The sequence below is a fragment of the Armatimonadota bacterium genome, assembly GCA_036504095.1.
Lineage (GTDB): Bacteria > Armatimonadota > DTGP01 > JAKQQT01 > JAKQQT01 > DASXUL01.
Map to the genome: position 1 here is coordinate 72,284 of DASXVS010000002.1, position 14,818 is coordinate 87,101.

The following is a 14,818-nucleotide window of genomic DNA, read 5'->3' on the forward strand; positions in this document are numbered from 1 at the left end:
AAGGCCGCCCGGTTGGGGCGGCCCTTCGCGCAGGTTCGTGTCACTCGCCGCAGGTCAGAACCGTCGTCGCTTCCATCTTCTTCACGGGATAGTTGCCCCAGAGGACGCTCGTTGACGATACGGCGTTGTCAATCGGTTGACCGGCGATATCCCAGACGTAGTTGTCGCCCCACAGAACGCTGCGGTCCCAGCCGATCTTCAGGAAGCCGGCGTAGTCGCCCGCGTCCAGGAAACAATTGCCCCACAATACGGAGTTTCCCCAGAGCACGCTCTCACCCTGGATTTGGGTTTGTCCCCAATCGGAGGGGACCGTCACGGCGCTACCGGTCGCCGAGACGTCCTGAAGCGTGGAGGCAACCCGCGCCGCGCCTGGGACGTTCAGGTATCCGGCGCCCTGCGTCATCGCGTCATATCGCGGGACGTTCGCCCCCAGCACGGGGTCGAAGCCGCCCATGGGCTGCGCCGTAACCATCAAGGCGACCTTGATGGCGTTGGGGGTGATGCCTGGGCGCTGCGAGATGATGAGGGCCGCGGCGGCGGAGACCACCGGGGCCGCCATGCTCGTGCCGGAGAGCACAAAGTAGTTGGCGCCCAGCGCGGGCGATCCGCCGTAAACCCACGGCGCCACGCGGTTGCCGGGGAATTTGGCGTCCAGGGAGGACCCGGCGGCCCGCACGGACACCACGCGGTTGCCGGGCGCCAGGATATCGGGCTTCGCGAAGTAATCGATCGCCGTGGGTCCGCGGCTCGTGTAGGTGGTGAGTGTATCGTCGGATCGGAACGATGTGCCGGAAGTCTTCATCGCGCCCACCGAGATCACGTTCGGATCGTTGGCCGGGCAGGTGATTCCGCCGTAGCCGGCGCCGTAATTGCCGGCGGCCGCAACCACCACGATTCCGGCGGCCACGGCGCGCTCACACGCCTGGCACAGCGGATCGGTCTTGGCGCTTTCTCGAATCTGGTGGCCGAGGCTGAGGTTGATCACCCCGATCCGGTAAGCGTCCCTGTTCGCGATGCACCAGTCGATGCCCTCGATGACCGTGCTGGTGAGGCCGGCCGCATTCGCGTCCAGGATTTTGACGCCGACAACGCCCGCGTCCGGGGCGCCGCCCAGGAAATGCCCGGTTCTGCCACCGCTGGAAATGCCCGAACCGGCGGCGATGCCGGCAACGTGCGTGCCGTGCCCGTTGTCGTCGTACGGGGCGGCGCGGTGGTTGACGAAATCGACGAAGCCGGAGAGCCGGATATCAGGGTTGGGCGAGACGCCGGAATCGAGCACCGCGACGGAGACGCCGGAGCCGGTGGAACCGGATGGAGCGTTCCAGACGGCATCGGCCCCAACCGAACGCGAGGCGTCGTCCCACGGCCCGGCATAGCCGCCGGGGGGGAGCTTGCGGAAAGTCGCGGCGACCGGAAGGTCCAGCGAAATACGTTTAACGTCCTGCCTGGCCGCCAGACCCCGTATCGATAGCGACGAGACGTCCGCCACGTAGCCGTTGAAGCGGCTGTAAACCGCGATCACGCGTCCACCCAGCCGCGACGGCAGCAGTCCGTCGGCGGATTTTGGATGGTTGAAAGTCTGGACGATAACGCGCTGCTTCGCGCCGGGTTTGGCCGCCATCGCGGCCACCAGATCCGGAGACAGTATGCCGGCAGCTGCCACTGGAAGGGGTACGGTGGCGCATGCAAGAAGGGCGCCGCCTGTCAATCTGATAAAGGCTGTAGATACGTGAAGCATGTAGATTCCCCTCGGCTCTTCGGCAACCCCACTGCCCTGGCTTGTGGCTTGAGCCGGTTGCTCGGCGCCCACCCGGTCGGATGGACGACCGTCCTCAAAAGATACAACGCACGATTTACCGCCGACGACGCAGCGACCGGCCGGACGCAGCGGTAAATAGCAATTTCAGGGCCAGCAAATGCCGGCCAAAACGCAGAACGGCCCGCCGGAGGCGGACCGTATCGCCAGGCGCTGAACATCTTAGTTGATAGGCGAACTCTTTGTATCCGCCATGCTCTTGTATTGGGTCCGGATGATCCCCGTCTGGTCTACATAAAACCATCGATCGCCGGATCCCGTCTGCGGGTGGCTCGTGAATGCGTAGGTCTGAGCGGTGGGATTTCCGAAGGTCAGGAACGTATAGCCGCTCTTGCTTCCGGAGCCAAGAGATGGGTTGATGAGTTTGGACGAATCCAGTTGGCTGAGGACGCCGTATTTGGGCGGGTTCTGCTTGACGCGGTAGGTCTCCTCCGCACTCACAAGGACGCGCATGGACGCGATCGCGCTCGCCTCGTTGGCCGATTTCTTGGCAGACGAGTAGTTGGGGATGGCGATGGACGCAAGTATGGCGATCACCCCTATGACGATCAGGAGTTCAAGCACTGTAAATCCTTGCGGCCTCCGTTTGAATGTGATGCGCAATGTCAGAGATCTCCTTTCCACGGACCCAAAATCGTACCGGCGACCCGAACGCGGGCTGAATGTTTATTCAACCATGCGACCGCTTCTTGAAGTCGGGGTTTGGTCGCATTCGCACTGCAACCGGCGACCGAACATGAGTCGGGCTGAAGGTACGCGCCCCTAACGCGAATGAACGGGAGGCGCGATCTCACCTAGAGGCCCCCGATGCTTACCGCTGGCTTGGGTTTCCCGGGGTCGTCCCTGCGGGCATCCGGCAGGTCTGACGACAAAAAGGGCCGCCCGATCGGGCGGCCCTGGAAGTGGGTCCGAACGCGCCTATTTCTTGGGCAGTACGCTCGCCGTGATGTGGGCCGCCGAGACGAACCCGAAGTGGATCGGTGAAGCATCCGCGGTCTGGCGCTGGGCAACGAAAACGGAGAACGCCCGGCCGGCGGTGTCCGAGGTGACCGGGTCGTCGAACGTGGTGATAGTCCGGGTCGCAATGGCGCCGGACGAATTCAGATAGCGCTCGGTCAGCGTGGCCGGAATCGTGTATGTGCCGGTATTGGGGATGGGTTTGCCGAAGTTTTCCGAATCGTCGATAGGCTGCAGCGGGTCGTCACTCACGAAGAGCCGGCGCGCCGTGTTGGAGTCCGGAGTTCCGAAGATGAAGATGTAGACGGGCTGCGAAGGGTCGCCGCCGCTCCAGGAGATGGTCATCGGGTCGCCGGCAGGCTGCTTGTAGTACGTAAGCTGGATCGGCTTGGGCGGCGTGGAATTGTCCAGAGAGGTGCTGCGCACCGGTGACGTCATCAGCATCTGCGGGATGGCCGCGGGCGAAGTTGCGCTGTGGCCCTGCACGGCTGTGGTGAACGTCTGGCCGGGGGTGAAGGCGACCGAACCCTGTACGTAGATCGTGCTGGTGCCGTCACCCGGGGTGACGGGGGTAACGTCCGCGCCGTCCAATTGCACTTTCGGGCCGTAGAACTGGTTACCGTCCTTGTCGAATAGCGTCGCCCTGTACGTCGCGGTCTTGCCGGTGTCAACGTCGGTGAAAAACGTCAGCGAAGAGACATTGGCCACCATCTTCGCCACAACCCGATTGGGATCGTTGGGATCCAGTTTTCCGCTGGTGCCGCTGCTCTTGAACAGGCCGCAGCCGGCGAGCGAGGCTGCCGCAAGAGATAGACCGAAGAGTTGAACCACTTTCACGTTCCGCATTATGTCTCCCTGTGCTGTGCGAGATGGAACCGGGTTTATACCGGCGCACGGCGTACCTGAGTCCTAAGTTTCGATAATCTCAACGTTGGCCCGGGGGACCGTGACTTCACGGCCGTCCTTGAGGCGAGCGTTGAGCACGCGCACGCTGGCGCCGGACGCTATTGGCGTTAGTTCCTGCGGAAGCCCGGTTACGGCAGCCAGTTGGCCAAAATACGGCTCCCGAATGATGCGGATGGACGTTCCGAGCTCCAGCGAGTGACCATCGTCCGGGGCGTCCACGGCGTCGGCAGGGCGTTCCGCCAACGGGATGATGACCTCCGGCCGGATCACTCCGGCGCGGATCTGTGTCGCGCCGTTCACCGATGCCACCTCGCCTTCGTGGCGTTTGAGCAATTCGTACGTTCGGCGGGCCATCGTGATCGGGCCGAATCCCTCGGTGATCACCAGCGTTGTGTTCACGTCTTCCTGCCCCGTGATGGCGACGCCGATGGAATGCCCCACGTACGCTTCCACCGCGGTGTCGATGATTCCCCCGGCGACAACCGCCGCTACTCCGTACTCCGCGGCCCTGGTGAGAGCCTCAAGGGTCACCAGGCTCCCGCCCACAATGATGCGGCCCTTCATCTCCGTCGTAATCTTGTCGACGGTCAGCTCCTCGGCCGGGTCGGAGCAGACGATGTGGACAACGCCCTGGCGTTCTCCGCCGACGCCGAAGATCCCCTGGATGAAAGCGCCCTTTGCCTCCACGACACAACCGTCCCCCGGTTGAACTTCTACAACGGTGCCCTTAACGTAGGCCAGTACATCGATCGGGATGGGCGCTTCGCGGATTCCCAGGTTGCCGGTGACGGACGAGAAGGTCTCGACGACTCCGGAAACAGACGCGCGGCTTTCCGACTTGAACAGTCCGAAGAACGACTTGGCCTGGGCCAGCAAGGCCCCCTTGGCGACGGTATCGCCCTCCTTTACCTGCAGGAGCGGCGCGACCTCTTCCGGGTCCAGCCCCATTTGCCCCGCCACCTTGACAAGCATCATATTGCCCGGCAGCAACGCGCGGGCAACGACGGTTGTGGGCAAGACAGTATCCCCAACGTTGACGAGCACATCGCCTTTGCGGGGCAGGCGCCGGGTCTTTCGGATGGCTGTGTACGGGCTGACTTTCAGGCCGGGTGTATAGGCTGTTCCCATATTGAGGGTCGGGCCGGTGCGGGCGACGCGCCCGCCGTGGCCAAAATCCTTTTCTCACGGAAGATGGTGACGCGATGCGGGTTGCATGCGTCTCCCGTCCATTCTACAAGGGGGTTAGGTGTCAGGTCAAAGCATAGCGGCTGGGAAGGCAACGATGAACGCTGAGCGGGCCTCCGTGCCCGACACCGCAGGTCGGGCCTCCGTGCCCGACACCGCGAAACCCTACCTCGCGATATCCGCTTGCGAACCACGCTCCTCAACGCTCACAATGTAGATGTCCCGGGTTCCACTGTCTACTCTCCGCCTGGCTGATGTGTGAGGACTCACCACGATGCGTCTCAAAACGCTGTGCATCACCGCCATTCTGGCTTGTCTGGTCGCTTCCGGCTGCAACCGCAAGGAACAAGCGGCCTCGGGCCCGGTTGAAATCACAGTGTGGCACCCCTGGGGCTCCGAGGACCTGAAGAACCTCCAGCGGGTGGTAGACCGATACCACGCCTCCCAAAATCGCGTTCGCGTGCGCCTGGTCTTCATGGGGAGCGACCTCTCCAGCAACCAGAAGCTCTTCACCGCCATCGCAGCCAAGACTCCTCCGGACGCCGCTTTCGTGGACGGCACGCAGGACTCTCAATGGGCCAACTGGGACGCCCTGGAGCCGATCGACAAGTACCTGGCTCGCGATCACGTCACGGCCGACGATTTTTACCCCCCCTGCTGGCGCCAGTCGCTGTACAAGGGTCACGTGTGGTCGGTGACTTATTGCGCCGATCCCAACTTCGCATTCTACTGGAACAAAGCCACCTTCAAGAAGGCCGGACTCGACCCCGATCGCCCGCCGCGAACCATAGAGGAACTGGATCGGATGGCCGCGAAATGCACCACGTTCAAGGACGGTCGCCTCGAGACGATGGGCATCATCCCGTGGAATCAGTACGGCTCCGCGAACAGCGTATTCACGTGGGGATGGGCGTTCGGCGGAAAATTCTACGACGACAAGACCCAGACGGTGACCGCCAACGACCCGAAGGTCGTCAAGGCTCTGGAGTGGATGGTCGGCTACGCGAAGCGCCTTGGCATCACGAATATCAACGGCGCCACCTCCGGGTGGGGCTCCGAGGCGAACAGCGCTCTCAACACGGGTCAGTTGGCGATGACGTGCGTGCATATATCCACCGCGAAACAGATCAGGAAATACGCGCCGAACATCGACTTCGGCATAGCACCGCTCCCGGGAACGCCGGACGGCGAGATCGGCTCATCGTGGGTGGGCGGGTGGTCCCTGGCCATACCGAAGGGCAGCCGGCACGCGGATGCGGCGTGGGATTTCCTGCATTGGGTGTGCTGCACCAAAGAAGGAACCAGCGCCGCGGTGGAGGAAACGGGCCTGCTGCCCGGCTACCGAAAATGCCCGGCGATCCAGAAAGTGAGGAGGAACCCGAGACTCCGCATGTTCGTGAAGATCCTTGAAGACACGAAGCACCAGCGGCCGGTGATGCCCGCTCAGGCGTTCTACATGGGCGCGCTGGACCGCGCCGTGGACCGCGCCCTGTACGGCAAACAGACCCCGAAGGAAGCCCTTGACCAGGCGACAAGAGAAACCCAGTCCGAACTGGATCTGGTAACCGGCCGCAAGCGTTAGGCCGGGGATCTACCACTGAGGGAACGGAGGCCACGGAGGTACACGGAGGTAATCGATATGAGAACAGTAAACGAGATTTCCGGTGCCATTGTCGATGCCGCGTTGAAGGTGCACTCCGCGCTGGGCCCGGGCCTGTTGGAGAAGGCGTACGAAGTCTGCCTTGTGCACGAATTGCAGTCTCGCGGCCTGAACGCAGTTGCTCAAGTGCCTCTGCCCGTGGTTTATGACGGTTTACAGATGGACGCCGGATACAGATTGGATGTTCTGGTCGAGAATACCGTGGTTATAGAGCTGAAGGCGGTGGATGGCATTAACCCGCTCCACGAAGCACAAGTGCTGACCTATCTGAAACTGAGCGGGAAGCCGCTCGGATTGCTGCTCAACTTCAATGTCATCCACATGCGAGACGGAATCAAGCGAATAGCACACCGGACCCTTCCCCAGACCGATGTGCTTCGTCGTGAGACTACAAATCCACAGATTCCTCCGTGCACCTCCGTGTCCTCTGTTTCCTCAGTGGTAGACCCGGTAAAGAAAGCGCAGTGCGAAGAATGACACGTCAGGAGAGAAGGCATACGCGGAACGGGTTGTTGTTCACCATGCCGGGGATCGTGGGGCTTGTGGGCTTCACCATCTACCCGGTGCTGATGTCGCTGTACTATTCGTTCTGCAATTACAGCGTGCTCAAATCGCCAAAGTGGGTTGGGCTCCAGAACTACCAGGTGCTGGCCAACGACTCGCAGCTGCGCGTCGCCCTGTGGAACACGCTTGTGTTCGGCGTCATGTCCATCCCGCTCGGAATCCTGACGGCGTTCCTGCTGGCCAACCTTCTGAACCAGAAGGTGCGCTGGATGCCGATGTTCCGGACCGTCTTCTACCTGCCAAGCGTCGTTCCCGCGGTGGCCGGCGCGGTGCTATGGATATGGGTGTTGAACCCGCAGTTCGGCATCCTGAACGTCGGCCTGATGCACCTCGGCATCCACAACCCGCCCGGCTGGCTCTCCGACCCGGCGTGGTCCAAGCCCGCCCTCGCGATTATGGGAATGTGGGGCGTCGGCGGTTGGATGGTCATCTTCCTCGCCGGCCTGCAGGACGTGCCGACGGAACTGCACGAATCGGCGCAACTGGACGGCGCCAGCGCTTTCCAATCGTGGTGGCACATATCCGTGCCGTTCATGAGCCCTCACCTGTTCTTCGCGAGCGTGATGGGTTTGATCGGCGTGAGTTCGTATTTCGCGCAGCCGATGGTTATGACGGGCGGCGGCCCGGCGGACAGCACGCTGTTTTACGCCCAATATCTGTTCATGAACGCGTTCCAGTGGTTCAAGATGGGCTATGCCTGCGCCATGGCGTGGAGCCTCGCCATCGTGCTGATGATTCTCACCTGGCTGGTGTTCCGATCCTCATCGAAGTACGTGTACTACGCGGGAGAATGAAGGCATCAATCAGGATTTTCACCGCTGAGGACGCGGAGGTCGCAGAGGAACGCAGAGCAGAAGCAATTCGCCCTCTGCGCCCCTCAGCGTCCTCTGCGCCCTCAGCGGTAATGAACAAGTAGTGTCGAGGTAGACCTTGCGCAAAACCGTTTTCCAACAGTTGATTTCCTATCTGCTGCTCATCGCGCTGAGCATCGTGTTCATCGTACCCTTCGTCTGGCTCGTGACCACGTCCGTGAAGCCCGATGACCAGATTCTGCACTATCCGCCCATCTGGATACCGCACCCGTTCAACTGGCGGAATTATGCGGATGGGCTGACGGCGATACCGTTCGCGCTCTACCTGCGCAACACGCTGCTGATCTGCGCGGCGGTGGTCGCCGGTACGGTGCTTTCGTGCTCGATGGTGGCGTACGGACTCAGCCGCATTCCGTGGAAGGGGCGCGACGTGCTTTTCTACGCGCTCGTCGGGACTATGCTCCTGCCGCCCCAGGTCACCATGGTCCCCGTCTTCAGTATCTTCAAGAACCTCGGTTGGCTGGACACTTACCTGCCGCTGACGTTTCCGGCCTTCCTCGGCGGGGCGTTCAGCGTGTTCCTGCTGCGGCAGTTCTTCCGGTCCATCCCGAACGAACTCACCGAGGCGGCGCGCATGGACGGCACGACGGAGTTCGACAACTACTGGCGCATCATTCTGCCGTTGGCCAAGCCCGCCCTGTGGACGGTGGGCCTCTTCGCGTTCATCGGCGCGTGGAACGACTACCTCGGCCCGCTCATCTACCTGTTCGACGATCGAAAATACACACTCAGCCTGGGCCTGGCGATGTTCCGCACCCAATACGGGGCGGAGTGGGGCCAGATGATGGCGGTGAGCACGGTGGTGACCGTCCCGCTGGTGATCCTGTTCTTCTTCACCCAGCGTACCTTCGTACAGGGCATCACGATGACGGGAATTAAGGGATGATACCGACTGGCTAATTGAGGTTAGGCCAGGGTCAGCCAGAGCGGCGGGATCTGAACGCATTGGCAGGCCTCACGAGACAAGGTTTTAAGCCATCGTCTGACCCCGATGGCAGGCCGCGTGTGGGTTCATGTCTGCCTGATAACCTACAATTAGGCATGGAGTTTCTTTACTACACGTCAAGGAGTCTGTCATGCTTAGTCGCTCACGTTGTATCACTGCTTTGAGCCTCGTCCTCCTCGCGGCGATGGCTCCCCGTCCCTCCTCCGCCCAGCAGGTAAGCGTCATCGCCGCCGGCAAAAACGCGATGGCGCCGGCGACCGCCGACGGAATTGTCTACTTCCTCTCCGATGACTCCAGGCTCTACGCGGTGAATGCCGCCGATGGCAGCCCGGTCTCCGGCTTCCCCGCCGATATTGCCGCCGCGGTGAACGACGGCAGCAAACCAATCGGCCGCCCCTCCATCTACGATGCCGGTGACGGCAAGGGCATCTATGTTGCCACGGACAACGGCGGCGTGGTGCGGTTCGGTGCGGATGGCGCCGTAAAATGGGTCTACAAAGGCGCCAGTGATAAGCTGTACGTACCGAATGTCTACTCGCCCGCCTTAACGGCGGACGGTGACGTATTCGCCGTCTCGACGTATTCCGGAGCGGGCCACGTAATCAAGCTGCGCGCGGCCGACGGCGGATTCGTGATCGCTTCGCCGGGCATGCCCAACGCATCGGCGCTGGCTGTGGTCGACGGATACGTGTACTCGGGAAACAACGGCGCGACGGTGTTGAACACATCCGACCTGAGCATACGGGCCGGACTGGGAAGCAGCAGCACCAACTTCGGTCCGGCCTACATCGTCGGGAATTCACTCTTTATGGCGTCGAACACCGGCGGTGGGTACCTGTACAAGGCAAACCGCACGACCCTGGCGTTCGATGCAACCTTCGCCGGTGCAGGCGCGGCCAGCGTCTCCGCGGACGGGGTAAATTGCATTTTTGCGGACACGACCGCGAAACCCGCGCCAAAGCTCTATGCTGCCACAGGCGGCTTGCTGTGGCCAACCGTATACGAGGTCGATGGCGCCACGGGAGCGACGAAAACCCTCATCCAGACGCCCCTGCTCGGCATCCCCTATGGAATCGTCATCAACCGCTCCAACAACACCCTCGCGTTCAGCTGTATACAGGCGAATATATCGACTGGCGAGGTTAAATACGTCCTCTACCAGGTTTCCATTGCCGATCCGGTCAACGGCGTGAGAATCAGCCCGAACCTTCAGGGCGAACTGACCTTGCCCGCATTTGACCCCATCACCAAGCGGTTCTTCGTGGGGAGCACCGGTGCGGTGAATGGAATCCTGTACGGTTTCGACAGCATGTAATGAGGGGCGTGTCGTGAAGGGAAGGCGGTTATGAAAAAGCTGCCGGTCGCGATATTCGTCGTGCTCTCACTTGTAATTGTGGTTCGACTGCCCGGCCCCGCCACGGTCCACGCCCAACCGGCGGCCGTGCTCGACCGGGCAGTCGAACTCGCTTCGAAAGGCGCCAGCCTCATGCCGCCGGACCAGTTGCGCCGCTGGGCGCCGGATGCGGTAACCGGCGCTTCAGCGACGCGCGTGGATGCCGCGGCGATGAACGTCATTCGAAGGGCGGAGAAAGCGTTCATCCTTGATCCCTCCGCGTCGTCGCTGGATCTTATCCCCGAACCCGACCGCACGCGCTTCAAGGACTTCCAATGGGACCCGGACGACTATCCCGGCGGGCCTGTGGGGCCGCACGAGGAGGTCGCACTCGCGCAGGACGCCGCGTTGAGCCGCATCCGCGCCGAACGCCGCGCGAACTCCACCGCAACGGCCGTCGTCAGGGAATCGGAGTTCAACAACGACGTCTGGAAGTACATCGAATCCGAGGAACGAGTGGTGCCCGGTCAGGAACGCTTCAAACTGAACCGCTGGGCGCTGGCATCGTTTATCGCCATGCGCGAGGCAGCGAAGCGGGACGGCGTGGACATCGTGATCCTCTCCTCCAACCGCCTGCCCGCCACCGCGGCGCAAAACGCGACGAGGGAGAGCAACTCGTACGCCGTTGCGCGCTTCTCCAGCCACATCTTGGGGCTGGCGATGGATATTCAGCTGCGCGACGTGGCATTGGCGGTGTCGGAAACCAGCACGCGCCCGATGAGCAACGTCATCGCGATGCGCCGGTCGAGGGCGCATAAATGGATGTTCCTGCGCGGCGCGGCGTTCGGTTGGTACCCCTATCAGCACGAGCCGTGGCACTGGGAGTACAACCCGCCGGGTTTCCGCGAACGTTTCTGGAACGGCTACACGGGTAAACGGCCGTGAGCGGACGCTTGGTGGGTCACAAATCGTCTTCCGTCGGGCCTGTTTTGGAGGCGATACGCGCAAGCATCACCGGACCTAGCTCCTCGCCGTCGTGAAAGGCCCACACAAAGTCCGGCCAACCGAATCGCCTAAGGACTCTATGACAGCCGCCGGACTCGCGCTTTACTTACCAACCGATCCGCAGCAATCCGGCGAGCACGTGACGCGCCTTGGTTGAGGGCCATGAGCTCATGCCGCAAGCGCGAATAGCTGGAGGTCGTCGGGCACCGGTTCACCGTGCTCCACTCGATCTGCCAGCACTCGCGACGCCAGTGCCTGGACGCGCGCGACCGCTTCCGCCTTGCTGGTCCTGTACGCAAGCGTACCTGGAAGTGCGGGGAAGTCGGCTATCCACCGCCCATCGTATTCCAGTTCCGTCTCAATCAGCAATCGCATACCAGCCCCAGTCCTCGCCAGGCGACCTCGCATGAGTATTCGACTCCGACGTTGGCATACTCGCTAACCCGCCGTGCGGCGCGGGCCTCCGCCTCTGCAGGCCCGTTCGGGTGCCGGCGCACGACCTCCTGAACCAGCACCTATTCCCAGGCGAGGACGAGGCCGGCGTTTGGGTGCTATACATACGTTCATGGAAACGCCGCATACAGACCCGAATCCGGCCCAATGGGATCCCGGTCTCTATACAAGGGCCCATTCATTCGTCTGGCAGGCGGCCCACTCCCTCGTGGACCTGCTGAACCCGCAGCCTGGGGAGCGCATCATGGATCTCGGTTGCGGCACCGGGCAACTTACCCGCACACTCGCGGACAGCGGAGCAACGGTAGTGGGAGTCGACCGGTCACCGGAGATGATCGAGGCCGCGAAAGCCGCATATCCCGGCCTCGATCTCCGAGTGATGGACGCGCTTCACCTGACAAGCGACGAGCCGCTCGATGCGGTGTTCTCGAACGCCGCGCTGCACTGGATACCGCGCGCGGACGTGGTGGCCCGCAACATCGTGAATATCTTGCGGCCGGGAGGCCGTTTCGTGGCGGAGTTCGGCGGGAAGGGTAATATCCGCACGATCCTTGCGGGGCTGCGGGAGGCAATACACACGGAAACGGGGCGGATGGTGATGAACCCGTGGTATTTTCCAACCATCGCGGAATACGCCGCCGTATTGGAACGGGCCGGGCTGGAAGTCACGTTTGCCCAATTGTTCGACCGGCCCACCCCGGGGGAAGGCCCGGACGCAATGCGCAACTGGCTTCGGATGTTCTGCGGAACGATGCTGGACGCGATCCCCGGGGAGAAGCGCGAAGCGGTAATATCGCGGTGCGAGGACAACTGCCGCCCGAGTCTGTTCCGCGACGGCGTATGGGTGGCGGACTACCGCCGCCTGCGCGTGATGGCGATCAAGCCCTCGTAGCGATACCTAACGCTCGGCGATGGGCAGGGACCATCCACCGTCCACTGTCCCATCATGCCTTCTCTGCGTCGGCCTCGGGATCCGCCTTGGCTGCGGGTTTCGCGTTCGTTGGGCAGGCCTTGTTGGTGCACTTGATGCCCATCAGGCGCCGGCCCATGCGGTCTTCTCCCAGGTTATATCCGCACGTATCGCAGAATTTATCCGGCAGCGGTTTGTAGAACGTCGTGAAGTCGCACTCGGGATAGCGCGAGCACCCGTAGAATTTGTAATCCTTGCCGGCTTTGCTCTTTGATTTCTTCTCCACGATCTCGCCCGTGCAGCCTTCGCGCGGGCATTCGACGCCGATTTTTACGGTGATCGGCCGCGTGTACTTGCAGTCCGGGAATCCGCTGCAGCCGATGAATTCGCCGAACCGGCCCTGACGGATATGCAGTTCCTTGCCACACTCCGGGCAGACCTCTCCTTCGAGGACCTTCGGCGTCATCTTCACCCGTTCCGCCTCGGTTTCGGCCTTGCCGATGGCGATTTCGAACGGCACATAGAATTCCCTGACAATCGCAACCCAGTTCTCGCTGCCGTCTTCCACGCGGTCAAGCCGGCCTTCCATACCGGAGGTGAACTGCACGTCAACGATCTTCGGGAAGTGCTTCACAAGGAGGTCGTTCACGGCGAAGCCCAGCTCGGTGGGATAGAACCGCTTCTCGCGCAGTTCCACATAGCCCCGATCCTGAACGGTGCCGACGATGGTGGCGTACGTGCTCGGCCGGCCGACGCCGTTTTCCTCCAGCGTTTTTACAAGCGTGGCCGGATTATAGCGGGGCAGCGGTTCCGTGAAATGCTGCCGCGGAGTGATGCCCAACAGGTCCAGCAGGTCATGCGCCGCGAGCGCGGGTAGCTTCTGCGCGAATTCGTCCTCGGTCTTCTCGTCTTCATCCTTGGCGACCGTGTAGACGCGGCGGAAGCCATCGAAGATCTGCACCGTGCCGCTGGCCCGGAACAGAAAGGCGGATCCGTCGTGCGTGGCATGCACGTCCACGGTCGTCACTTCATCAACACCGCTGTGCATCTGACTTGAGACGAAGCGCTTCCAAATGAGATCGTACATCTTGAACTGCTCGGTGGTCAGACGAGCCTTGATGGCTTCGGGACGGCGAAACGCGCTGGTGGGGCGGATCGCTTCGTGCGCATCCTGCGCCGTATTGCGACTCCTGTAGACCCTAGGAGACAAAGGCGCGTACTTCGCGCCGTAAGTCTCCGTGATGAAGTGCAGTGCCTCTTCCTGGGCTTCCTTCGCTACGCGAGTGCTGTCGGTACGCATATAGGTAATCAGGCCAACGCTGCCCTCCGCGCCCAGGTCCACGCCTTCGTACAACTGCTGCGCGATCGCCATCGTCTTCTTGTTGCTCATCCCCAGTTTGCGGCTGGCTTCCTGTTGCAGGGTGCTGGTGATGAAGGGGGCATAGGGGTTGACCTTGCGCTCCGACTTCTTGACGGAACCGACGCTCCAGGCGGAGCCCTTCAGTGCGGCGAGTACGTCGTCCGCTTCGGCCTGGTTATGGAGCTCCAGCTTTTCGCGCGTTCCGACGCGGCCGATCAATTTGGCGTCGAACGGGTGCTTTTTCGCCTGCGGGGTGACGCTGGCGGTGATGCTCCAGTATTCCACCGGCACGAAGGCCAGGATTTCGCGCTCACGGTCGCAAATGAGGCGCAGGGCCACGCTCTGTACGCGGCCGGCGCTCAGATTGCGCTTGATCTTCTTCCACAACAGCGGGCTCAGCTTGTAGCCGACGAGCCGGTCCAGCACGCGTCGCGCCTGTTGAGCATCGACCCGTCCCTTGTCCACAGTGCGCGGATGGCGGATGGCTTCCTCGACGGCGGACCGGGTGATCTCGTTGAACTGGATCCGCACGGCGTTCTTCAGGTGCAGCGCCTCGGAGAGGTGCCACGCGATCGCTTCACCCTCGCGATCGGGGTCGCTTGCCAGGAAGACCGTTTCCTTGTCCTTGGCAGCTTCCCTCAGGTCTTTGATGACCTTCGTTTTGTCCGGGATGATGGTGTAAGTTGGGGCGAAGTCGTTGTCCACGTCTATGCTGAGTTTGGATTTCGGCAGGTCCCGGACGTGTCCCATGCTCGCTCGGACGTCATAGCCCGGGCCGAGGATGTTCTTCAGCGTCTTTATCTTCGCGGGCGATTCAACAATGATCAGGGACTTGGACATGTACTGGGTCT

13 protein-coding genes and 1 pseudogene are annotated in these 14,818 nt (G+C 62.1%); 7 read left to right on the forward strand and 7 right to left on the reverse strand.

Annotated elements, in window-relative coordinates:
• Window positions 1-40: 40 nt before the first annotated feature.
• From VGM51_00470 to VGM51_00485, 4 genes are all read right to left on the reverse strand, one after another.
• Entirely contained in the window at window positions 41-1,738 is a 1,698-nt protein-coding gene (locus VGM51_00470; protein HEY3411507.1) for a S8 family serine peptidase, read from the reverse strand.
• Window positions 1,739-1,978: 240 nt separating this feature from the next.
• Complete coding sequence (locus tag VGM51_00475; GenBank protein HEY3411508.1) at window positions 1,979-2,380, reverse strand: hypothetical protein; 402 nt, start codon at window positions 2,378-2,380, stop codon at window positions 1,979-1,981.
• A 354-nt stretch (window positions 2,381-2,734) separates the two neighbouring features.
• Window positions 2,735-3,619 (reverse strand): hypothetical protein, encoded by an 885-nt coding sequence (locus tag VGM51_00480; protein ID HEY3411509.1) that lies wholly within the window; start codon window positions 3,617-3,619, stop codon window positions 2,735-2,737.
• A 63-nt stretch (window positions 3,620-3,682) separates the two neighbouring features.
• Entirely contained in the window at window positions 3,683-4,807 is a 1,125-nt protein-coding gene (locus VGM51_00485) for a hypothetical protein (protein HEY3411510.1), read from the reverse strand.
• A 331-nt stretch (window positions 4,808-5,138) separates the two neighbouring features.
• On the opposite strand from VGM51_00485, the gene VGM51_00490 reads away from it, so the two are divergent.
• The 6 genes from VGM51_00490 (at window position 5,139) to VGM51_00515 (ending at window position 11,184) form a co-directional block, all read left to right on the forward strand.
• Window positions 5,139-6,446 (forward strand): ABC transporter substrate-binding protein, encoded by a 1,308-nt coding sequence (locus tag VGM51_00490; protein HEY3411511.1) that lies wholly within the window; start codon window positions 5,139-5,141, stop codon window positions 6,444-6,446.
• Between the two features lie 57 nt (window positions 6,447-6,503).
• On the forward strand, window positions 6,504-7,001 hold the full coding sequence (locus VGM51_00495) for a GxxExxY protein (protein ID HEY3411512.1): 498 nt from the start codon (window positions 6,504-6,506) through the stop codon (window positions 6,999-7,001).
• Window positions 7,002-7,045: 44 nt separating this feature from the next.
• Window positions 7,046-7,882, forward strand: a complete 837-nt coding sequence (locus VGM51_00500; GenBank protein HEY3411513.1) for a sugar ABC transporter permease — start codon at window positions 7,046-7,048, stop codon at window positions 7,880-7,882.
• Window positions 7,883-8,018: 136 nt separating this feature from the next.
• The gene (locus tag VGM51_00505; protein HEY3411514.1) at window positions 8,019-8,846 is read left to right on the forward strand and encodes a carbohydrate ABC transporter permease; all 828 of its coding nucleotides are present in this window, start codon (window positions 8,019-8,021) and stop codon (window positions 8,844-8,846) included.
• A 190-nt stretch (window positions 8,847-9,036) separates the two neighbouring features.
• Window positions 9,037-10,221, forward strand: a complete 1,185-nt coding sequence (locus VGM51_00510) for a PQQ-binding-like beta-propeller repeat protein (GenBank protein ID HEY3411515.1) — start codon at window positions 9,037-9,039, stop codon at window positions 10,219-10,221.
• 30 nt (window positions 10,222-10,251) lie between these two features.
• On the forward strand, window positions 10,252-11,184 hold the full coding sequence (locus tag VGM51_00515) for a D-alanyl-D-alanine carboxypeptidase family protein (protein HEY3411516.1): 933 nt from the start codon (window positions 10,252-10,254) through the stop codon (window positions 11,182-11,184).
• A gap of 16 nt (window positions 11,185-11,200) precedes the next feature.
• Here VGM51_00515 and VGM51_00520 read toward each other — a convergent pair.
• Window positions 11,201-11,416: pseudogene (locus tag VGM51_00520) on the reverse strand (type II toxin-antitoxin system HicA family toxin).
• The gene (locus VGM51_00525; GenBank protein ID HEY3411517.1) at window positions 11,413-11,619 is read right to left on the reverse strand and encodes a type II toxin-antitoxin system HicB family antitoxin; all 207 of its coding nucleotides are present in this window, start codon (window positions 11,617-11,619) and stop codon (window positions 11,413-11,415) included. Before VGM51_00525 ends, VGM51_00520 begins: the two are co-directional and overlap by 4 nt.
• Before the next feature lie 169 nt (window positions 11,620-11,788).
• On the opposite strand from VGM51_00525, the gene VGM51_00530 reads away from it, so the two are divergent.
• The gene (locus tag VGM51_00530) at window positions 11,789-12,589 is read left to right on the forward strand and encodes a methyltransferase domain-containing protein (GenBank protein HEY3411518.1); all 801 of its coding nucleotides are present in this window, start codon (window positions 11,789-11,791) and stop codon (window positions 12,587-12,589) included.
• A 52-nt stretch (window positions 12,590-12,641) separates the two neighbouring features.
• Here the strand turns inward: VGM51_00530 and topA are convergent, their stop codons facing one another.
• The gene (gene topA / locus VGM51_00535) at window positions 12,642-14,807 is read right to left on the reverse strand and encodes a type I DNA topoisomerase (protein ID HEY3411519.1); all 2,166 of its coding nucleotides are present in this window, start codon (window positions 14,805-14,807) and stop codon (window positions 12,642-12,644) included.
• Window positions 14,808-14,818: the final 11 nt, after the last annotated feature.